Origin of the sequence: Microbacterium sp. Leaf161 (assembly GCF_001423645.1) — a bacterium.
GTDB lineage: Bacteria > Actinomycetota > Actinomycetes > Actinomycetales > Microbacteriaceae > Microbacterium > Microbacterium forte.
The window spans coordinates 278,839-298,327 of the sequence record NZ_LMOW01000002.1 but is presented as its reverse complement, the minus strand read 5'-3'; the positions used below and the strand labels follow the sequence as shown (position 1 = coordinate 298,327).

Genomic DNA, 19,489 nt, shown 5'->3' with positions numbered 1-19,489 from the left:
CTATGGGGCTCTGGCACTCAAGAAAGGTCAATGAAGACATGACTGAAGTGAATCTCGGTCTCTACTTCCTCTCGGAGTTCGTCGGCACCGCAATGCTGATCCTCCTCGGATGTGGTGTCGTCGCCAACGTCGCTCTTGCCAAGAACAAGGGCTTCGGCGGCGGCTTCCTGATGGTCAACTGGGGATGGGGTCTCGCGGTCTTCGTGGGTGTCCTCGTCTCGGCGTACTCCGGCGCCATCCTCAACCCGGCGGTCGGCATCGGCCTTCTCGTCGCCGGCAAGATCGACTTCTCGCAGTTCGCGGTGGCGACCGGCGCCGAGCTGCTCGGTGCGATCGTCGGTGCGATTCTCACCTGGCTGGCTTACAAGCAGCACTTCGACGAGGAGCCCGACCCCGCCAACAAGCTCGGCGTCTTCTCGACCGGCCCGGCGATCCGCTCCTACGGCTGGAACCTGGTCACCGAGGTCATCGGCACCTTCGTCCTGGTGTTCGCGATCTTCGCATTCGCCGACTACGGCGACATCGAGATCGGCGTCCCCGGAGGCCTCGGACCGCTCAGCGCCCTGCCCGTCGCGCTCGTCGTGGTCGGTATCGGTGCATCCCTCGGTGGACCCACCGGCTATGCGATCAACCCTGCTCGTGACCTCGGACCCCGTATCGCCCACGCCATCCTGCCGATCAAGGGCAAGGGATCGAGCGACTGGTCGTACTCGTGGGTCCCGGTGGTCGGTCCGCTGCTCGGTGGTGTCCTCGCCGCCGTCGCAGCGCCCGTTCTGCTCAACCTCGCCTGAACCCGAACCTGACTTCAAAGGAGAACACAATGGCCGACTACATCATCGCCATCGATCAGGGCACCACCTCCAGCCGCGCGATCATCTTCGACAAAAAGGGCAGCATCGTCGCGACCGGACAGAAGGAGCACGAGCAGATCCTCCCCAAGGCCGGCTGGGTCGAGCACGACCCTGCGGAGATCTGGCGCAACGTTCAGGAGGTCATCGGCCTCGCGCTGAGCCGCGGCGACCTGACACGTCACGACATCGCCGCCGTGGGAATCACCAACCAGCGTGAGACCGCAGTGGTCTGGGACAAGACGACCGGAAAGGCCGTCTACAACGCGATCGTCTGGCAGGACACCCGCACGCAGGAGATCGTCGACCGCCTCGCGGCCGACGGCGGCGTCGAGCGGTTCAAGCCCGTCGTGGGCCTCCCCCTCGCCACCTACTTCTCGGGCACCAAGATCGCCTGGATCCTCGAGAACGTCGAGGGCGCACGGGAGAAGGCCGAGGCGGGCGACCTCGTCTTCGGCACGACCGACAGCTGGGTGCTGTGGAACCTCACGGGCGGCGTCGACGGCGGTGTGCACGTCACCGATGTCACCAACGCCTCACGCACGATGTTCATGGATCTCGAGACGCTCGAGTGGCGCGACGACATCCTCGAGGCGTTCGGAGTGCCGCGCTCGATGATGCCGGAGATCCGCTCCTCCTCCGAGGTGTACGGCGCCGCCGAGGACTCGTCTCTGCTCCGGGAGACGCCGATCGCCGGCATCCTGGGTGACCAGCAGGCCGCGACATTCGGTCAGGCCGCGTTCAACCAGGGCGAGAGCAAGAACACCTACGGCACCGGATGCTTCCTCATCTTCAACACGGGCGAGGAGATCGTCCACTCGAAGAACGGGCTGCTCACCACCGTCGGCTACAAGCTCGGGGACGGACCGACCCACTACGCGCTCGAGGGCTCGATCGCTGTCACCGGATCGCTGATCCAGTGGCTCCGCGACCAGCTCGGGATCATCAGCTCCGCTCCCGAGGTCGAAGAACTCGCGAAGCAGGTAGACGACAACGGTGGCGTGTACATCGTCCCCGCGTTCTCCGGCCTGTTCGCGCCCTACTGGCGTTCGGACGCCCGCGGTGCGATCGTCGGCCTCACCCGCTACGCGAACAAGAACCACATCGCTCGCGCAGCGCTCGAGGCCGTCGCATTCCAGACCCGCGACGTTCTCGACGCGGTCAACGCGGATGCCGGCGTCGACCTCACCGAGCTCAAGGTCGATGGGGGCATGGTCGCGAACGATGCGCTCATGCAGTTCCAGGCCGATGTGCTCGGTGTGCCCGTCGTGCGCCCGGTCGTCGCGGAGACCACCGCGCTGGGTGCCGCGTACGCCGCCGGTCTGGCCGTCGGCTTCTGGAACGGTCTCGACGACCTCTCCGCCAACTGGCAGGAGGATCGTCGTTGGGAACCGTCGATGGAGGACGGCGAGCGTGACCGCCAGCTGCGCCTGTGGCGCAAGGCCGTCACCAAGTCGATGGACTGGGTCGACGAGGACGTGATCTGACCTCAGGACTCTGAGGAGGCGGGCCCGGAGGATTCCTCCGGGCCCGCTTCGTCTTCGACGCGAGGCGTCATCGGCCCGATGACCCGGAGGAACGCGGTGGCGACCGCCCTCGGCGACCGCGCGTCCCAGGCGACGTACTCGACGCGCACCGGTCCTCCGACGATCTCCACGGCGACCGCATGGGGCGCAGCCGCGGCGGCGACGCCCGGCGCCAACAGCGTGATCGCGAGCCCAGCCGACACGAGTCCGAGAATCAGCTCGGCCGAGTCCGCTTCGAACGACACATCGCGAAGCACACCGGCGACACCGAAGGCGGCATCACTCTGCGCGCGCCCTGACGTGCCTGCGGGGAAGTCCGCGAACACTTCTCCGGCAAGGTCTTCCAACGCGAGGTGTTCGCGCCGTGCGAGTCGGTGGGTCGACGGCACGACGGCCACCAGGCGCTCGCGGGCGAGCTCTCGCGAGGCGACGCCACTGGGGCGGACGTCCTCGTGCAGGCCCAGCATCGCGACATCGAGCTCTCCTCGGCGCACCGCGGCTGCCAAGGCATCGCTGTTGCCCATGCTGAGCTGCACCCGCGCCTCCGGGTGCTCCGCTCTGAACCGCGAGATCGCGTCAGGCACGGAGACCGCGGTGACCGTCGGGATCACACCGAGACGAAGCGTGCCGACAACACGACCCGCGGCTGCCGCTGCGGCCTCACGCGCCTGGTCCGCTGCAGCCAGCGCGGCCCTCGCATGAACGAGGAACGCTTCCCCCGCCTCCGTCGTCCTGACGCTGCGACTCGAACGCACGAACAGGCGCTGGCCGAGTTCACGCTCCAGCGCCGCGATCTGGTGGCTGAGGGCCGACTGCGTCACGAAACAGCGCTCGGCCGCGCGCGTGAAACTCGACGAGGACGCGACCTCGACGACGTACTTGAGCTGCTGCAGATCCACGTATCCATGATCCTCATTCATGGATACTGTGACAAGCATGCGTTGGACTCATGTGTCCCACGGGATCAGGCTGAGAACATGAACCGGCTGACTCTGCTGCTCCTCACGTCCCTGGCCCCCATCTCCTGGGGCACGACCTACCTCGTGACGACCGAGATGCTGCCCGCCGGTCATCCGCTGCTGGCAGGTCTCCTGCGATCGCTCCCCGCGGGTCTCGTGGCTCTCGGTCTGGGCCGCGCGCTGCCACCTCGAGGCTGGTGGCTGAAGTCGCTGGCTCTCGGCATCCTCAACATCGGAGCGTTCTTCCCGCTGCTGTTCCTGGCCGCAGAGCGTCTGCCCGGCGGCGTCGCAGCAGCAGTCGCCGGCGTGCAGCCGCTGATCATCCTCTGTCTGGGGGCGCTCGTGCTCCGCGACAGGATCCGACCTCTGACGGCAGCCGCCGCCGCAGTCGGCGCCGGCGGTGTCGCTCTCGTGGTGCTGGGCCCGGCCGCGGAGCTCGACACCGTCGGCATCATCGCAGCGGTCGGCGGCGTCACCGCGACGGCTCTCGGGATGATCCTCACCAAGCGCTGGGGGCGCCCCGCCGGTGTCGGGCCGGTCGCGTACGCGGGCTGGCAGCTGACGGCGGGCGGGTTGTTCCTGCTGCCACTGACACTCGTCTTCGAGGGGTTCCCTCCCTCCATCGACGGCGGCGCGATACTCGGCTACCTCTGGCTGGGCGCGGTCGGCGGTCTCATCGCGTACACGCTCTGGTTCCGCGGCATCCAGGAGCTGCCCGTCATCGCCCCCGGCCTGCTCGCCCTGCTCTCCCCCGTCGTCGCGACGACTCTGGGAACGCTGCTCGCCGGCGAGACGTTCACCCCGGTGCAGGCGCTCGGACTCTCCCTCGTTCTGAGCGCGCTCGTCACCGGGCAGCTCGCTGCGCTGCGGAAGCCTCGCAGAGAGGTCGTTCCATCGACGCAGGGGCCGCTCGCGGCGGCGCGGCGATGAGTCCGGTCAGCTCTTGCCGAACAGCTTCTGGATCTCGGCGAGGTCGGCTTCACTCGGCGCCTTGGTGCCGCCGAGACCGAAACCTGAGCCGGTCGGGGCGGCCGCGGAGGTGATTCCCGCGTTCTCGGCTGCGCGCTTGGCGGGGTTGCCCGAGCGGGAACCGCCCGAGGACTTGCCCTTCTTGCCGCGCTTCGACGACGCACCAGGCTTGCCCATTCCGGGCATGGAACCCATTCCCGGGATGTTCGGAGTGCCGCCGCGTGCGACGGTCTTCATCATCTTGGCCGCCTGATCGAAGCGCTGGACGAGCTGGTTGACGTCCGTGACGGTCATTCCCGAACCACGCGCGATGCGCAGACGACGCGAACCGTTGAGCACCTTCGGGTTGCGTCGTTCGCCCGGTGTCATGGACCGGATGATCGCCTCGGTGCGATCGATCTCGCGCTCGTCGAAGTCCTCGAGCTGCTGTTTCATCTGCCCCATGCCGGGGAGCATCCCCAGCATCTTCTTCATCGAGCCCATCTTCTTCATCTGCTGAAGCTGGTCGAGGAAGTCTTCGAGGGTGAACTGCTCGGTCGCGAGCTTCTCGGCCATCTTGACGGCCTCTTCCTCATCGAAGGCCTGCTGGGCCTGCTCGATGAGGGTGAGGATGTCGCCGAGGTCGAGGATGCGACTGGCCATACGATCGGGGTGGAACGGCTCGAGGTCTTCGAGTCGCTCGCCGGTGGAGGCGAAGATGATGGGGCGGCCGGTGACGGAGGCGACGGAGAGCGCGGCACCACCGCGGGCGTCACCGTCGAGCTTCGTCAGGACGACACCGGTGAAGTCGACGCCCTCTTGGAAGGCCTTCGCCGTGTTGACGGCGTCCTGGCCGATCATGGCGTCGATGACGAACAGCACCTCATCCGGGTCCGTCGCCTTGCGGATGTCGGATGCCTGCTTCATCAGGTCGGCGTCGACGCCGAGGCGACCGGCCGTGTCGATGATGACCACGTCGTGCTGGTGGCGGCGCGCGTGCTCCACACCGTCGCGCGACACCTTGACGGGGTCACCGACTCCGTTGCCCGGCTCGGGCGCGTAGACGGTCGCGCCGGCCTGTTGAGCGACGACCTGGAGCTGGTTCACCGCATTCGGACGCTGCAGGTCGGCCGCGACGAGAAGGGGCGTGTGCCCCTCGCTCTCGAGCTGCTTCGCGAGCTTGCCGGCGAAGGTGGTCTTGCCCGAGCCCTGGAGGCCGGCGAGCATGATGACGGTCGGCGCGGTCTTGGCGAACTGCAGACGACGCTGCTCACCGCCGAGGATCTGCACCAGCTCCTCGTTGACGATCTGCACGACCTGCTGCGCGGGGTTCAGAGCCTTGCTGACCTCATCGCCCAGGGCGCGCTCGCGCACCTTCGCGGTGAACTCCTTGACGACCGTCAGTGCGACGTCGGCGTCGAGCAGCGCGCGACGGATCTCGCGCACCGTGCCGTCGACGTCGGCCGCGGTGAGCTTTCCCTTCGTGCGAAGGTTGCGGAAGGTCTCGGTGAGCCGATCGGAGAGCGTGCCAAAGGTAGCCATGGTGACACCGAGTTTACGCGAATCCGGCACCGTTCTCCGCGTTCGGAGCCGCGCCGACCGCGAGCTCGGCCCGGAGCAGCTCTCTCGCGCGGGCGTAACGGCCGCGTGCGGTCGACGAGGGGATGCCGAGAAGCTGCGCCGCGTGCACGAGAGACAGTCGATCCCAGTGCACGAGCCGCACGATCTCCGCAAGGTCGGGATCGAGCCGCGCGATCGCGTCGCGAACCTCGAGTCCCTCGTCAGCGGCAGGTGAGCTGTGATCTTCCTGCCGCAACAGCCGCAGCCGATCCGCGAGCGCCCACCGCCTGCGCTGGCCCCTGCCGTGGTTGGCCAGCGTGCCGCGCGCGATGCCGAACAACCACATCCGGGAACGTTCCGGTTCGTCGGGAAGATCGGATGACCGACGCCACGCGATCACCATGGTCTCCCCGAGAAGGTCCGCGGCGTCGTCGGGGCCGACCCGACGCGAGAGGTAGGCGAGCAGGTCGGTCGCGCTCTCCTCCAGCACCCGGGTCAGGGCTGCGTCGCGGCTCATTCCCCGTCCCCCCAGTCCTCTCCGTCGCAGTGCACCTGACTGTGCGATTCGGTGCCGCCGAGCGAATCGCTGGCGAAGCCGTTCGCAGCGAGCTCCGCGTGCACGAGCTCGTCCACGGCCTGTGTGTGCGCCGTCCAGGCATCGAGATCGGCTTGCCGAGGGTCGGGATCGACCGCAGGGTCGCCGGCACGACTCTCCTCCAGCTCGCGGAGGATCCCCGGAACGAGAGGCGCGGCCGCCGCTTCGACATCCGTGCTCGCGAACCAGTCGTCGACGATGCGATTGACCTCGTCTTTCGTGAACATGTCGTGCGTGTCGAGCGCGCTGAATCGCAGTTCGCACTGTCCCCAGGTCGGCGAGGTGTAGCTGTACGCCCGATCCGCATCCTCGAGGCCCGGACTCCAGAGCCAATCCGATGACGCCGCGGCCACACCGGCGCCGCCGACGAGGAAGAGCGCCAGCGCCGTGGTCAGCACGGCTCTCCGACGTCCGCGACGGGGTGGCCGCGTCTCCTCGTGCGCTGCGAGGATCATGGCCCGGATGTCTCCGGGTTCCGGTCTCGCCGTCGCCGGTGCGGAACAGTCGAGCATCTCGTCGAGCGGGTCGGTGGCCATCATGTCTCCTCGGTCAGGAAAAGGGTCTCTCATTCCTGACCTGTCCGGCTCGCGCGGTTTCGTCCGCGGGGAGATCAGGTTTCCGTGCCACCCCACGGCAATCGGCCGATCGCCCGCACAGCGTCGGCGAATCGGTCCCCCACGGAACCTCGTCCCGCACCGCTCTCTGCCCACGCTCGCACGGCGGCGACCACGGCGGCGGCCCAGGTGGCCGCGGCGATGTCCGCGGTGAGAGCGGTGACCCCCGAACGGCGAGCGAGATCGGCCAGCGCCGCCGCGAGGCGAGCCTGGCGAAGCGCGGCATCCTGCTCGAGTTCGTCGTCGAGCCCCATGGCCGACGAGTTCGTCATCGCGAGAGCCAGGCTGTCAGGTGCGAAGTCCTCGACGAGCTCCGAGAGAATGCGCCGCACATGCGTGCCGTCGCGGTCTTCGGGCACGACGACCAGGTCGTCGACCGCACGGCCGATGCGATCGTCGAGGCCGGACCAGAGCACATCACTCTTCGAGGAGAAGTAGTTGAAGAAGCTCGACCGGCTCACTCCGGCACGCTGGGTGATGTCGGCGACAGAGGTGGCGTCGTAGCCCCGCTCGAGGAAGAGCTCGCAGGCGGCCTCGGCGAGGGTCTCGCGCGAAGAGGCCTTCGGGCGCCCTGCTCGGCTCGTGCTGCTCATGCAGACACGCTACCGCGCGTCGCTCCTGCGCGCCGCGACCGTCACGGAGGAGTATTCTTAGACGCAATCCATCAATTGATCGAGAGGGACGCCCATGCTCGACATCCTCACCCCCGGACTCGCTCCGAGCTTCGTCCCCTACCCCGCCGGGTGGGACCTGCAACGCAGCATCCACGCCGACGTCGTCGACGGCACTCGCCCGGACACGCTCATCCTTCTCGAGCACGAGGCGGTGTACACCGCCGGCAAGCGGACCGAGCCGCAGGAACGCCCGACGGACGGCACACCGGTGATCGACGTCGACCGCGGCGGCAAGATCACCTGGCACGGACCAGGGCAGCTGGTGGGCTACCCGATCGTCCGGCTGCCCGAGCCGATGGACGTCGTCGCACACGTCCGCCGGCTCGAGCGCATCCTCATCGAGGTGCTCCGACCGCTCGGCGTCGACGGATACCAGGTCGAGGGGCGCAGCGGGGTCTGGGTGAGGCGCCCCCTCTCCGAAGACAAGGTCGCCGCGATCGGAGTGCGGGTGCAGCAGGGAGTCACGATGCACGGCTTCGCGATCAACTGCGACAACAGCCTCGCAGGATTCAGGGGCATCATCCCGTGCGGGATCACCGACGCCGGTGTCACCACCGTGAGCGAGGTCGTCGGAGCGGACGTCTCCCCCGCCGACATCGTCGACTCGGTGTCCACCGCCTTCCTCGCCGAATACTCGACAGCCGCACACGCAGGAGCACACGCATGACCGCCGCACCAGAGGGACGCAAGCTCCTCCGCCTCGAGATCCGCAACGCCGAGACTCCCATCGAACGCAAACCGGAGTGGATCAAGACGAAGGCGAAGATGGGGCCCGAGTACACGGCGCTCCACTCGCTCGTCAAGAGCGAAGACCTTCACACCGTCTGCCAGGAGGCCGGCTGCCCCAACATCTTCGAGTGCTGGGAAGACCGGGAGGCGACCTTCCTCATCGGCGGATCGCAGTGCACCCGACGGTGCGACTTCTGCCAGATCGACACGGGCAAGCCCGATGCCTATGACACCGACGAGCCACGCCGTGTCGCCGAGAGCGTCGTGCGGATGAACCTCCGCTATGCGACGGTCACCAGCGTCGCACGAGACGATCTGCCCGACACCGGAGCCTGGCTCAACGCCGAGACGGTGCGGAAGATCCACGAGCTCAACCCGAACACCGGCGTCGAGCTGCTCGCCAACGAGCACAACGCCGACCCTGCCTTTCTCGGGCAGATCTTCGACGCCCGTCCCGAGGTCTTCGCGCACAACGTCGAGACCGTGCCGCGGATCTTCAAGCGCATCCGCCCGGCGTTCCGGTACGAGCGTTCGCTCGATGTGATCACCCAGGCGCGGGACGCAGGCCTCATCACCAAGTCCAACCTGATCCTGGGCATGGGCGAGGAACCGGAAGAGGTCGTGCAGGCGCTGAACGACCTGCACGACGCCGGCTGCGACATCATCACCATCACGCAGTACCTGCGCCCCTCTCCTCGCCACCTGCCCGTGGCCCGGTGGGTCAAGCCTGCGGAGTTCGTCGAGTTCAAGGAGGAGGCGGAGCGGATCGGCTTCCTCGGCGTGCTCGCAGGGCCCCTCGTGCGCTCGTCCTACCGCGCGGGCCGGCTGTGGGCGCAGTCGATGGTGTCGAAGGGGCGCGAGATCCCACCGCACCTGGCGCACATCGCCGAGAGCGCGGATCTCGGCTTCGCTCAGGCGGTCTGAGCGATACCGAGGTGGTGAGCGTCAGTCGGCGCTCATCACCGACTGCACACTGCCGTCCGAACCCAGGTTCACCAGCAGGACGTCGTCGGTGGTGGTCGCGTCGAGCGCGTACTCCAGCACCGCGAACGGCTCCGACCCGCCGTGTTCGTCGGCGAGGATCGTCATGCTCATGAGTCGCAGCGAGCGGATGATGTCGACGGCGGCGTCACCGCTGACGTCGACCAGCACCTCTTCGAGTTCGTCTCCGTAGGCCTCCTGCTGCTGCAGGATGTACTCGGTGACCTCGCTGGTGCGGTCATCGACCTCCGCGAGCATGCCCCGCCGGGACACATCGTCGACGTTCTCGATCCCCGCGATGAGCGAGGCGGCGATGTCGAGCGCGTCGGCAGAGACATCGTCCTGGTCAGGAGCGGTGAGATCGACGGTGACGCTCTGGTCACCGAGCTCCACCGTCTCAGACCAGAAGATCGAGCCGTCGGGCCCTGAGGACAGGAGTCCGAAGTAGTCGTGTTCGATCGCCATAACGCTATGAAACCAGCCTCGTGCTCGCGGCGGTAGTCCCGTAATCAGCCGACGAGCGACTTGACGAAGACATGGGGGGTGAAACCGGTCAGATCATCGATGCCCTCGCCCTGGCCGAGGAGCTTGACGGGGATGCCGGTGCGCTCCTGCACGGCGAGGACGAAGCCGCCCTTCGCCGAGCCGTCGAGCTTGGTCAGGACGAGTCCGGTGACACCTGCATGCTCGAGGAACGCCTCGGCCTGCATCACACCGTTCTGACCCGTGGTGGCGTCGAGGACGAGCAGGACCTCGCTGATGGGAGCCTGCTTCTCGATCACCCTGCGGATCTTCGAGAGCTCGTCCATGAGCCCTCCCTTGGTGTGCAGTCGGCCGGCCGTGTCGATGATCGCGATCTCGATGCCCTCGCGCTGGGCGAACTCGATGGTCTGGTAGGCCACGGATGCCGGATCCTGACCCTCTTGCTGGGGGCGGACGATCGCCGCTCCGCCGCGCTGTGCCCAGGTGGCCAGCTGATCGACTGCGGCCGCACGGAACGTATCGGCTGCTCCGACGACCACGCTGCGCTGGAACCCGCGAAGGAACTTGGTGAACTTGCCGATCGTGGTGGTCTTCCCGACGCCGTTGACGCCGACGACCAGCACGACCGCCGGCCGCTCGGTGAGCTTCAGGGTCGTGTCGAACTTCGCGAAGTGCTCCTCGAGCGTCTCGCGGAGCATCCGCTGAAGATCCTGCGGATCGGTCGTGCGATAGCGCTCGACCTTCTCACGAAGCTCTTCGACGACCCGCTCGCTGATGTCGGGGCCGAAGTCGGCAGTGAGGAGGGCCGTCTCGAGGTCCTCCCATGTCGTCTCGTCGATAGTGGGCTTGACGAACATCCCGCGCAGCGCACGAGTGAGGGACCACGACTTCTCCGCCATGACTCCAGCCTACGGGTAGCGCTGTCAGCCGGCCGCCGCGCGGTCGCCCACGCGCTGTCCGACGACCGCCGACACCCCGTCCTGACGCATCGAGACCCCGTAGAGCGCATCTGCGATCTCCATCGTGCGCTTCTGATGGGTGATGACGAGCAGCTGCGAGCTCTCGCGAAGCTGCTCGAACACGGTGAGCAGGCGGCCGAGGTTGGCGTCGTCGAGCGCCGCCTCGACCTCGTCGAGGATGTAGAACGGGCTCGGGCGGGCTTTGAAGATCGCGACCAGCAGAGCGACTGCCGCGAGGGAACGTTCACCGCCCGAGAGCAGTGACAGCCTCTCGATCTTCTTTCCGACCGGCCGTACCGAGACCTCGATGCCGGTCGTGAGCATGTTCTCCGGATCCGTGAGCGAGATGCTTCCGGTTCCGCCGGGGAACAGCAGAGGGAAGACCTCCCCGAACGCGACCCTCGTGTCTTCGAACGCGCTCGCGAAGATCGTCTGCATGCGCTCATCGAGGTCCGCGATGATCGTGCGCAGGTCCTGTCGCGTCTGCGTCAGGTCGGCGAGCTGCTCGGTGAGGAACGCGTGGCGCTGCTCGAGCGCCGCGAACTCCTCGAGCGCGAGCGGGTTGACCCGTCCGAGCTGAGCGAGCTTGCGTTCGGCCTCGGCGAGCCGTCGCTGCTGGATCCGTCGATCGAACGGGATCGCCGTGTCGTCGAGCAGGTCGTCCTCAGCCTGGTCGGCTCCCGGATCACGGGGAACGAGCTGATCGGGTCCATATTCCGTTACGAGAATATCTTCGTCGAGCGCGAGCTCCGATGCGACGCGCTCGAGCAGACTGTTGAGGTGCAGCTTCTTCTCGTGGATCTGCAGTTCGAGGCCGTGCACGCTCTCGGTGAGCCCGGCGAGCCGCTCGCGCAAGGAGGTCTCCTGCGCTCGAAGAGCAGTGAGCTCCTGGTTCTGCGCCGATCGCGCGGCCTCGGCCTCGGCCAATGCGACGCGCGCCTCGGTGACCGACCGATCGATCGAGTCCAGGATGCGGGGCAGCTCCTGAGCCACTCCGGATGCCGCTTCGCGCTGTGCGCGTCGGATGACCGCCCGGCGCGCAGCCTCGGCTGCGGCGTCCCGCTCCTGCTCGCGTTGCCGTTCGAGTCCGGCGACGCGAGCCTGGGCAGCACGAACACGCTCACGAAGCGTCTCGATCTCCAGACGCGCTCGGACCTCACCTTCGCGCGCCGTCTCGAGCGCCTCGAGCAGATCGTCACGCGCCGAAGCATCCAGCACCGGCCGGGGGGCGGCGATGGCCGCATCCACCTCGGCCTTCGCCGCGTCGGCCTTCGCCTCCGCATCCTGCACCGCGCTCTGTGCCTGCGCGAGCCCTGATTCGAGCCGCTCGCACTCGGCTACAGCCGACTCGTGGGTGACCGTGACGCGGTTCACCTGTTCCGCGTGGGTCGCCAGCGCGGCGTCGTGCTCGCGCAGCGCCCGGAGCGCGTCCTTCGCCTGGCGACGTGATGTCTCCACGGCCTCGTTCGCGTCGACGCGAGCCTCGCGCAGAGAATCGACGATGACCTGCACCTCTGCCAGGCGCTCGTTCGCCGCGTCCCGTTCGGCGGCGAGCTCGAGACGGGAGCGTTCGCCGCCGGATCCTGTGCGCAGCGTCTGCGCGGTGACGACATCGCCCGCCGTCGTGACGATCGTCGTGGTCGTATCGCCCGCGACGTCGAGCGCGAGTCGTGCATTGCGCGCCGCGTCCAGGCTCGCGGCGATGACGACGTGCGACAGGATTCCGAGGACCCCGTCCGGAGCCGTGACCGTATCGATCGCGGGCGTCACGCCATCGAGAACGGGCAGCTCGATCGACGGACGCGCAGCATCGGCGACGACGAAATCCACCACTCCCCTGCGCTGGTCGGACGCGTCGTGTGCCAGCTCGAAGGCGTCGGAGGCCCTCTCGACGAGGACGCCCTCGGCCAGCGAACCCAGCACGGCTGCGATCGCGGCCTCGAACCCGTTCCTGACCTGCACCGAGTCACCCACGAGGCCACGAACACCCTTGGCTCCCGCCTTCACGATCTCGGCGGCGCCTCCTGAGATCGCGAGCGCGCTTCCGAGTGCCGCAGCCTTGGCCGTGAGAGCGTCGACCTCGCGCTCGGCCGCGTGCAGGCGCTCGCGGAGCGTCTCTCGCTCGGCCTCGGCCGCCGTCGCGGCGCGCTGCGCGCTCTCATATGCGGCGGAGTGCTCCGCCGCCGTGCCCTCCGGCGCCTCCGCGTCGTCGATCGCCTCGAGGGCTTCGGCGGCGTCTCGGCGACGCGCGTTCGCCGCCTCGAGCGCGTTCTCCTGGCGCAGGACCGCACCGCGCACCGCAGCGAGAGCCGATGCGGCCGCATCCGCCGTGCCTCGTAACGAGCTGAGCCGCATGTCGTACTCCGACACGAGCGCGCTCTGCTCGGCGATGTCCACGTCGAGAGTGTCGAGCTCCGCCCGCGCATTCACCACCTCACGGCTCGCCACGGTCGCCGCCTCCTGAGCGTCGCCGAGGCCGGCGGAGATCTCGGTGATCTCCGCCTTCGCCTCGTCGATCGTGGTCTGCGTGACAGTGATGGCCGTCACGGCAGCATCGTCTTCTTCCGAGCCGAGGAGCGCGAGTCGCTGATTGGCGAGGGTGTACAGCCCGCGCATCCGCTCCTGCACCTGCTCGAGACCGAAGGCCACGCCTCTCGCCTGATCGACCGCCGCCGAGTTCTGATCCTGCTCGAGGCGCGCGATGCTCGCGCGCACCGCCTCTGCCTGATCCGACAGCACGAGCCGTTCGGTATGCCGCTCATGCTCGGTGCGCGTGTGATCGGCCAGCGCCGTGCGCAGCGCCACCACGTCATCCGCGAAGATCCGAGCCTTGGCATCACGCACGACCGCGGCGATCGTCTGCGCCTCGCGCGCGATCTCCGCCTGCCTGCCCAGGGGCTTCAGCTGGCGCCGGATCTCGCCGGCGAGATCGCTGAGACGCGTCAGGTTGGTCTCCATGGCGTCGAGCTTGCGAAGGGTCTTCTCCTTGCGACGCCGATGCTTGAGGATGCCGGCCGCTTCCTCGATGAAGCCGCGCCGATCCTCCGGAGACGCCTGGAGCACCGTGTCCAGGCGCCCCTGCCCCACGATGACGTGCATCTCGCGTCCGAGACCGGAATCGCTGAGCAGTTCCTGAAGATCGAGCAGACGGCAGTTCTCGCCGTTGATGGCGTACTCGCTGGCGCCGTTGCGGAACAGCGTGCGGCTGATCGTGACCTCGGCGAACTCGATCGGCAGGGCGCCGTCGCTGTTGTCGATCGTGAGCTGCACCTCGGCCCGACCGAGCGGCCCTCGCGTGGACGTGCCGGCGAAGATGACGTCCTCCATCTTGCCGCCGCGCAGAGTCTTCGCTCCCTGCTCACCCATCACCCAGGCGAGGGCATCGACGACGTTCGACTTGCCCGATCCGTTGGGACCCACGATGCAGGTGACGCCCGGTTCGAACACAAAACTGGTCGGCTGCGCGAAGGACTTGAACCCCTTGAGGGTCAGGCTCTTCAGATGCATGCGGCTACCGCGCTCTCCGGGTGATTCACGCCCATACGCTACCGGAATGACGGCTCAGAACCGGCATCCCGCGCGGGAGCGGAGCGAACGGGAATCGGCCGCGACACGCCGGGCCACGCCGGGCATGCTTGACGGACACGCCCGGGTTTCGCTACGGTAACCTCCGGATCGCCACACGAAAAGGAGGTTACCGATGATCACTCAGCTCAACGCTCAGGCCACTGGCCTCGCCGCGCCATTCGCGCCGCGCCTTGCGCACTCGGTAACCACCGGCGTCCGTCTAGGCGCTCTCTCGTAGAACCGCAGCCCGAGAACTCTGCCCCCACTCACCCACCGGTCTCCGATCGGTGACGGGGCTTCTCGTTCGCGTGTCTCCGCGCCCCACCCTCTGATCCTTCTCGGATCACGGATCACCGCCGACCCCGGCGATCGCCTTCCGGCGCGCTGGGCTCTCGACTCTCGCCGCGCTCCGCCGGCCGTCTTCTCGGCGCGCCGCGACAGCGCTCTCCTCACCCAACACCACCACCCATCTCGAAGGAATCACCGTGAACACCACGCTGTATCGCAGCATCCCCCACCCTCCGGATATCGAGGACCAGCAGGTCCTTCACATCCCCGCACCTGATGAGCTGCGGCGCCTGGCGCTGGCAGATCGTCTCTCGCTCAGGATCGGCCTCTGGCTGCTCCAGCGGGCTCAGCGCCCTCGCCCGGCGCACCGCGTCACCGCCCTCGAGGCGGACGCGCTGCATCTCGATCGGCGGAACCGCAGCGAGGGCGAGACGTATGCCCTGCTCACATACGACCTGCAGCGTCAGCTGCGCTGACCTGGAGATCACCATGAGCATTCCGCTCACCGCAGATGCGTCGCTGCATCCGCTCGTGCTGCCGGCACGGGCGGATGCAGCCGACGCGGCCGAGTTCCGCGAGCTCGCCCGTGTGCGCAACGCCGTCTACCGCGAGCTCACCGGCCGCACCGAACAGGACCTCACGCCGGAGGCGCTGCTCCCGATCCTGCGCTCCCGCAAGGAGCGCACGACCGCGGTGTGGACGGTGCGCGTCGAAGGAGAGATGGTCGGACGCACGGTCATCGACATCCCGCACGAAGAAGGCTCGCGTGTGGCCATCGCCTCGATCGAGCTCCACCCTCGGGTCTGGGGTCGGGGAATCGGAACAGCGATCCTCCCGCACGTCGAAGCCTTCGCCCGGCTGCACGACCGCACGGTCATCCAGAACTGGACGGAACAACCGGCGAGCGAGGGTCCGAGACTCCAGCCCCGGACCGGCTTCGGCAGCGTTCCCGACGATCATGTCGCGCGATTCCTCGTCCGCCATGGGTTCAGCCTCGAGCAGGTCTACCGGGTGAGTCGACTCAAGATCGATCCCGAGACGGTTCGCCACGCCGAGCAGCTGCGCGACCAGGCACGCGCGTCGTCTCCGGACTATCGCGTGATCAGGTGGATGCTGCCGACGCCCCCCGAGCACGTCGAGGGCTACGCGTGGCTCAAATCGCGCATGTCGACCGATGCGCCGTCTGCCGATCTCGAGGCGGACGAGGAGGTCTGGGATGCAGAACGCCTCATCGAGTCCGAGAAACGGGTGGCGGAGATGGGCCAGATCATCCAGGTCACCGTCGCCCAGCACGTCGGGACCGGCGAGCTGAGTGCGTTCACCGAGCTCGGCATCGGACCCGATCTCGGCGCGACCACCCATCAGCACGACACTCTGGTGCTCAAAGAGCATCGCGGACACCGATTGGGACAGCTCGTGAAGTGCGACGCTCTCCTGTCGTGGATGGGCCTCGCGCCCGAATCCCGCGAAGTGATCACCTACAACGCCGAGGAGAACCGGCCCATGCTCTCCATCAATGAGGCGATGGGGTTCACCGCCATCGCTTATGAAGGAGCCTGGAAGAAGGAACTGTCATGACGACGACGACACTGACCATCCGCCCCCTGATCGTCCCTGTCGCGCTGGACGCCCCCGACGGCGCGGACTTCCGTGCCTACGGTCAGCTCAACCGGCAGATCTGCGATGAGATGGTCGGTCTGCCGGACATCGCCCCCGACGCCGCACAGATGCTCGCGTCCTGGCAGGACTCCAGCGACACTCTGCAGACCGGGTACGTCGCCAGGCACGGTGACGCGATCGTGGGCATGATCACGATCGCCTATGCCCGGGAAGCGGATGCGAAAGCGGCGGAGGCCGACCTCCTCGTGCCCGAGAAGCACTGGGGAATCGGCGTCGAGGATGCCCTCCTGACGCTCGCAGAGTCGGAGGCTCGTGCCCATGGTCGGTCTCTGGTGCAGATCTGGACGCTGCACCGACCGATCGAGTCCGAGCGGATGATCTCGCCGAGGACGGGGTGGGGTCGCATCCCGGCGATCCCGCTGTCGGACGCCTTGGAGGCCCGCGGATACGATTTCGAGCAGGTCGAGCGCAACAGCGAGTTCGATCTGCGTTCGGACCCCGCTCCGCTTCAGGTCGCTCTGCGATCTGCGCAGGCGGCCGCGGGCGACGACTATCGAGTGCTCCAATGGATGGCTCCGACACCGCCGGAGTTCCGCGACGGCTATGCGGCGATCCTCGCTCGCCTGTCGACCGACGCCCCGAGCGGCGAGATGGACTTCGTCGCTGAGGAGTGGGACGCGGAGCGTGTCGTCCGCCGAGAGCGACGGCTCACCGGAGCCGGTCAGGCACTGTCGATCGTCGCGGTGCAGCACGTGCCGAGCGGGGACATCGTGGCATACAACGAGCTGCTCGTCGGAGCGGACCGCTCAGGGATCACCCACCAGCTGGGCACACTGGTGTCTCGCGAGCACCGCGGGCACCGGCTGGGCACCGTCGTCAAGTGCGCGAACCTCCTGCACTGGCGAGAGCTCATGCCGCTCTCCCCCGCAGTCTCCACGTTCAACGCCGAGGAGAACCGCCCGATGCTGAACATCAACGAGTCGATCGGGTTCGTGCCGGTCTCTTACGCCGGGGCGTGGCAGAAGCGGATCTGACCGAGATCATCCGATCGGTGTACGCGGACGCGAGCGGATCATCCCCCCGGCCGACGCAGCGCCCCTGACCGAATCGCGAGGCTGGAGGCATGAACGACTCCGTCCTCGACGCACGCTCCCTGACCAAGTCCTACGGCACCACCCGCGCACTCGCCGGGGTGGATCTCACGATCCACCGCGGCGAGTCGGTGGCGATCATGGGCGCCTCCGGATCGGGCAAGACCACTCTCCTCCATGTGCTCGCCGGTATCGTCACGCCGGACTCCGGCACCGTGACCTTCCAGCCCTCGACCGGGGAGCCTGTGCAGGTCGCGGGGCTCGGGGAAGGTGCTCGCTCCCGGCTGCGCAGGGAGCGTTTCGGGTTCGTCTTCCAGCAGGGACTCCTCATCCCTGAGCTCACCGCCGTCGAGAACGTGGCGCTCGCATCGATGATCAACGGCGTGAAGAGAGCGGATGCCACGGCCCACGCGGCGTCCTGGCTCGCCGCGCTGGGGCTCGCCGGGATGGAGGACCGCCGCATCGGCGAGCTCTCGGGCGGGCAGGCGCAGCGCGTCGCCATCGCACGGGCCCAGGCCACCGGCGCGGATCTCGTCTTCGCCGACGAGCCGACCGGAGCACTCGACTCGCACACCTCGCAGGACGTGATGAACGCCCTGCTCTGGTCGACGACCGGGCAGGGGCGGACGCTCCTCGTCGTCACCCACGACGCCGACGTCGCCGCTCGATGCTCGCGAGTCGTGGCGGTTCGCGACGGACAGATCGTCTCGTCGGCGGTGACGGCATGAACGCCCGCGTCCTGACCCTCCTTCTCCGACCCGCGAAGGGTGAGAACGCCGTCCTGGCGCTTCCTGTGGTCGCGTTCGGAGTCGTCACCGCTCTGGTGCTGACAGTCGTGGGCGGAGCACAGTCGTTCTGGACCTGGACCGACGACTACGCTCCGGTCTACCAGGCACTGGCAGCGATCGCGCTCGTCCTCCTCGTCGTACCGCTGACGAATCTCGGAGGGGCGGCTGCTCGCCTCTCGGCCCGCCGTCGCGACGAGCGACTCTCGACACTGCGACTTCTGGGTGTGACTCCGATGGGTGTCAGCGTGGCCACCATGATCGAATCCGTGCTCGTGGCGGCCGCAGGTGCCGTCGCCGGAGTGGTCGTCCATCTCGCGACCGCTCCCCTGGTCGGGCTCATCCCGTTCCGTGGAACTGCTCTCGGCACCGACGCCGTGATGCTGTCTCCCCTCAGCATCCTGGCGGTCGAGGGCGGGGTCCTTCTCGTGGCGGCCGGCAGCGCCGTGCTCGGTCTCCGACGCGTGATCGTCTCACCGCTCGGGGTGCGCATGCGGACGACGGTCTCCACCGTGCACTGGTTCCGGGCGATCATCGGCATCTCGGTGCTCGCTCTGGTCTTCGTCCTCGTCAAGGTCTTCCCGTCCATCGCGGGGCTCGCAGTGACGATCACCGTTCTCGCAGCGCTGTTCGCGGTGGCGCTCGCCGTGCTCAACGTGATCGGGCCGTGGGTACTCAAGGTCAGCGCATCACGTCAGCTCCGCCGGGCCGAGCGGGCCGACCGGCTGCTCGCCGCCCGTCTGGTGCTGGACTCGCCCAAGGCCGCATGGCGTCAGGTGAGCGGGATCGCGATGGCGAGCTTCATGGCCGTCTTCGCCGGGACCGGGGTCGCACTGATGAACGTGATGAACAGCGGAGAGGCGACGGATGCCGATGCAGCACTCGCCGTGGACATGCGCACCGGTCTCGTCATCACGCTGGTCGCCTCCTTCGTGATGGTCGCGGCGTCCGTGGGGGTGAATCAGGCCTCTTCCGTGCTCGATCAGCGCGATCTGCACCGAAGCCTCCACCACCTCGGGATGCCCCTCGACACCGTCGACAGCGCACGTCGCCGCGCGATCATGTCACCGCTGCTCGTCACCGCGATCGGATCGGCGACCTGCGCGGCCGTGCTCGTGTTCCCCCTGCTCGGGATCGCCCTGATCACCGCTCCCGAGTCGCTGCTGACGATCGGCATCGTGCTCGCGGTGGGAATCGGCATCGTGTGGGCGAGTACGCGGGCGACCCGGCCTCTGCTCGCCCGGTCGTTCGAGACGGCATGA

General features: G+C 67.9%; 18 protein-coding genes. 10 read left to right on the top strand and 8 right to left on the bottom strand.

Annotated features, from left to right (window positions below):
* The first annotated feature begins 38 nt into the window (after positions 1-38).
* Entirely contained in the window at positions 39-791 is a 753-nt protein-coding gene (locus ASF87_RS14130; RefSeq protein ID WP_056376695.1) for an MIP/aquaporin family protein, read from the top strand.
* A gap of 29 nt (positions 792-820) precedes the next feature.
* On the top strand, positions 821-2,335 hold the full coding sequence (gene glpK / locus ASF87_RS14125) for a glycerol kinase GlpK (RefSeq protein WP_042541676.1): 1,515 nt from the start codon (positions 821-823) through the stop codon (positions 2,333-2,335).
* A 2-nt stretch (positions 2,336-2,337) separates the two neighbouring features.
* On the opposite strand, the gene ASF87_RS14120 is transcribed toward glpK, so the two are convergent.
* On the bottom strand, positions 2,338-3,273 hold the full coding sequence (locus tag ASF87_RS14120) for a LysR family transcriptional regulator (RefSeq protein WP_056376694.1): 936 nt from the start codon (positions 3,271-3,273) through the stop codon (positions 2,338-2,340).
* A gap of 78 nt (positions 3,274-3,351) precedes the next feature.
* Here ASF87_RS14120 and ASF87_RS14115 point away from each other — a divergent pair, with 78 nt between their 5' ends.
* A complete protein-coding gene (locus tag ASF87_RS14115) occupies positions 3,352-4,263 on the top strand; it encodes an EamA family transporter (RefSeq protein ID WP_056376693.1) in 912 nt (303 codons plus the stop codon).
* A gap of 6 nt (positions 4,264-4,269) precedes the next feature.
* Here the strand turns inward: ASF87_RS14115 and ffh are convergent, their stop codons facing one another.
* The 4 genes from ffh to ASF87_RS14095 all read right to left on the bottom strand — a co-directional run bounded on the left by ffh (position 4,270) and on the right by ASF87_RS14095 (position 7,643).
* Positions 4,270-5,823, bottom strand: a complete 1,554-nt coding sequence (gene ffh / locus ASF87_RS14110) for a signal recognition particle protein (protein WP_056376692.1) — start codon at positions 5,821-5,823, stop codon at positions 4,270-4,272.
* A 13-nt stretch (positions 5,824-5,836) separates the two neighbouring features.
* Positions 5,837-6,358: an RNA polymerase sigma factor gene (locus ASF87_RS14105; protein WP_056376691.1), complete on the bottom strand. Its 522-nt coding sequence runs from the start codon at positions 6,356-6,358 to the stop codon at positions 5,837-5,839.
* Positions 6,355-6,972 (bottom strand): hypothetical protein, encoded by a 618-nt coding sequence (locus ASF87_RS14100; protein ID WP_157550118.1) that lies wholly within the window; start codon positions 6,970-6,972, stop codon positions 6,355-6,357. The genes ASF87_RS14105 and ASF87_RS14100 overlap by 4 nt, the downstream gene beginning before the upstream one ends.
* A 74-nt stretch (positions 6,973-7,046) precedes the next feature.
* On the bottom strand, positions 7,047-7,643 hold the full coding sequence (locus ASF87_RS14095) for a TetR/AcrR family transcriptional regulator (protein WP_042541681.1): 597 nt from the start codon (positions 7,641-7,643) through the stop codon (positions 7,047-7,049).
* 94 nt (positions 7,644-7,737) lie between these two features.
* Here ASF87_RS14095 and lipB point away from each other — a divergent pair, with 94 nt between their 5' ends.
* Positions 7,738-8,391 carry a lipoyl(octanoyl) transferase LipB gene (lipB, locus tag ASF87_RS14090; RefSeq protein WP_056376689.1) on the top strand — a complete coding sequence of 218 codons (654 nt, stop codon included), beginning with the start codon at positions 7,738-7,740 and terminating at the stop codon, positions 8,389-8,391.
* Positions 8,388-9,377: a lipoyl synthase gene (lipA, locus tag ASF87_RS14085; RefSeq protein ID WP_042541683.1), complete on the top strand. Its 990-nt coding sequence runs from the start codon at positions 8,388-8,390 to the stop codon at positions 9,375-9,377. The genes lipB and lipA overlap by 4 nt, the downstream gene beginning before the upstream one ends.
* 21 nt (positions 9,378-9,398) lie before the next feature.
* Here the strand turns inward: lipA and ASF87_RS14080 are convergent, their stop codons facing one another.
* The 3 genes from ASF87_RS14080 to smc are packed head-to-tail and all read right to left on the bottom strand — an operon-like array spanning position 9,399 to position 14,383.
* Complete coding sequence (locus tag ASF87_RS14080; RefSeq protein ID WP_042541684.1) at positions 9,399-9,899, bottom strand: DUF2004 domain-containing protein; 501 nt, start codon at positions 9,897-9,899, stop codon at positions 9,399-9,401.
* 44 nt (positions 9,900-9,943) lie between these two features.
* Positions 9,944-10,816: a signal recognition particle-docking protein FtsY gene (ftsY, locus tag ASF87_RS14075; protein ID WP_042541685.1), complete on the bottom strand. Its 873-nt coding sequence runs from the start codon at positions 10,814-10,816 to the stop codon at positions 9,944-9,946.
* A gap of 24 nt (positions 10,817-10,840) precedes the next feature.
* Complete coding sequence (gene smc / locus ASF87_RS14070; RefSeq protein WP_056376688.1) at positions 10,841-14,383, bottom strand: chromosome segregation protein SMC; 3,543 nt, start codon at positions 14,381-14,383, stop codon at positions 10,841-10,843.
* 545 nt (positions 14,384-14,928) lie between these two features.
* On the opposite strand from smc, the gene ASF87_RS14065 reads away from it, so the two are divergent.
* The 5 genes from ASF87_RS14065 (at position 14,929) to ASF87_RS14045 (ending at position 19,489) form a co-directional block, all read left to right on the top strand.
* Positions 14,929-15,207, top strand: a complete 279-nt coding sequence (locus ASF87_RS14065; protein ID WP_056376687.1) for a hypothetical protein — start codon at positions 14,929-14,931, stop codon at positions 15,205-15,207.
* Between the two features lie 13 nt (positions 15,208-15,220).
* Entirely contained in the window at positions 15,221-16,309 is a 1,089-nt protein-coding gene (locus ASF87_RS14060) for a GNAT family N-acetyltransferase (RefSeq protein WP_056376686.1), read from the top strand.
* Positions 16,306-17,385 (top strand): GNAT family N-acetyltransferase, encoded by a 1,080-nt coding sequence (locus ASF87_RS14055; protein ID WP_056376685.1) that lies wholly within the window; start codon positions 16,306-16,308, stop codon positions 17,383-17,385. The genes ASF87_RS14060 and ASF87_RS14055 overlap by 4 nt, the downstream gene beginning before the upstream one ends.
* A gap of 89 nt (positions 17,386-17,474) precedes the next feature.
* The gene (locus tag ASF87_RS14050; RefSeq protein WP_056376684.1) at positions 17,475-18,170 is read left to right on the top strand and encodes an ABC transporter ATP-binding protein; all 696 of its coding nucleotides are present in this window, start codon (positions 17,475-17,477) and stop codon (positions 18,168-18,170) included.
* Positions 18,167-19,489, top strand: a complete 1,323-nt coding sequence (locus ASF87_RS14045) for a hypothetical protein (RefSeq protein WP_056376683.1) — start codon at positions 18,167-18,169, stop codon at positions 19,487-19,489. Before ASF87_RS14050 ends, ASF87_RS14045 begins: the two co-directional genes overlap by 4 nt.

Excerpts from the sequence above, each read along its gene's own strand:
- ffh (WP_056376692.1), bottom strand. The coding sequence starts at position 5,823 with ATGGCTACCTTTGGCACGCTCTCCGATCGGCTCACCGAGACCTTCCGC.
- lipB (WP_056376689.1), top strand. The coding sequence starts at position 7,738 with ATGCTCGACATCCTCACCCCCGGACTCGCTCCGAGCTTCGTCCCCTAC.
- ASF87_RS14105 (WP_056376691.1), bottom strand. The coding sequence starts at position 6,358 with ATGAGCCGCGACGCAGCCCTGACCCGGGTGCTGGAGGAGAGCGCGACC.
- ASF87_RS14100 (WP_157550118.1), bottom strand. The coding sequence starts at position 6,972 with ATGGCCACCGACCCGCTCGACGAGATGCTCGACTGTTCCGCACCGGCG.
- smc (WP_056376688.1), bottom strand. The coding sequence starts at position 14,383 with ATGCATCTGAAGAGCCTGACCCTCAAGGGGTTCAAGTCCTTCGCGCAG.
- ASF87_RS14060 (WP_056376686.1), top strand. The coding sequence starts at position 15,221 with ATGAGCATTCCGCTCACCGCAGATGCGTCGCTGCATCCGCTCGTGCTG.
- ftsY (WP_042541685.1), bottom strand. The coding sequence starts at position 10,816 with ATGGCGGAGAAGTCGTGGTCCCTCACTCGTGCGCTGCGCGGGATGTTC.
- ASF87_RS14095 (WP_042541681.1), bottom strand. The coding sequence starts at position 7,643 with ATGAGCAGCACGAGCCGAGCAGGGCGCCCGAAGGCCTCTTCGCGCGAG.
- ASF87_RS14080 (WP_042541684.1), bottom strand. The coding sequence starts at position 9,899 with ATGGCGATCGAACACGACTACTTCGGACTCCTGTCCTCAGGGCCCGAC.
- ASF87_RS14055 (WP_056376685.1), top strand. The coding sequence starts at position 16,306 with ATGACGACGACGACACTGACCATCCGCCCCCTGATCGTCCCTGTCGCG.
- glpK (WP_042541676.1), top strand. The coding sequence starts at position 821 with ATGGCCGACTACATCATCGCCATCGATCAGGGCACCACCTCCAGCCGC.
- ASF87_RS14045 (WP_056376683.1), top strand. The coding sequence starts at position 18,167 with ATGAACGCCCGCGTCCTGACCCTCCTTCTCCGACCCGCGAAGGGTGAG.
- ASF87_RS14115 (WP_056376693.1), top strand. The coding sequence starts at position 3,352 with ATGAACCGGCTGACTCTGCTGCTCCTCACGTCCCTGGCCCCCATCTCC.
- ASF87_RS14050 (WP_056376684.1), top strand. The coding sequence starts at position 17,475 with ATGAACGACTCCGTCCTCGACGCACGCTCCCTGACCAAGTCCTACGGC.
- lipA (WP_042541683.1), top strand. The coding sequence starts at position 8,388 with ATGACCGCCGCACCAGAGGGACGCAAGCTCCTCCGCCTCGAGATCCGC.
- ASF87_RS14130 (WP_056376695.1), top strand. The coding sequence starts at position 39 with ATGACTGAAGTGAATCTCGGTCTCTACTTCCTCTCGGAGTTCGTCGGC.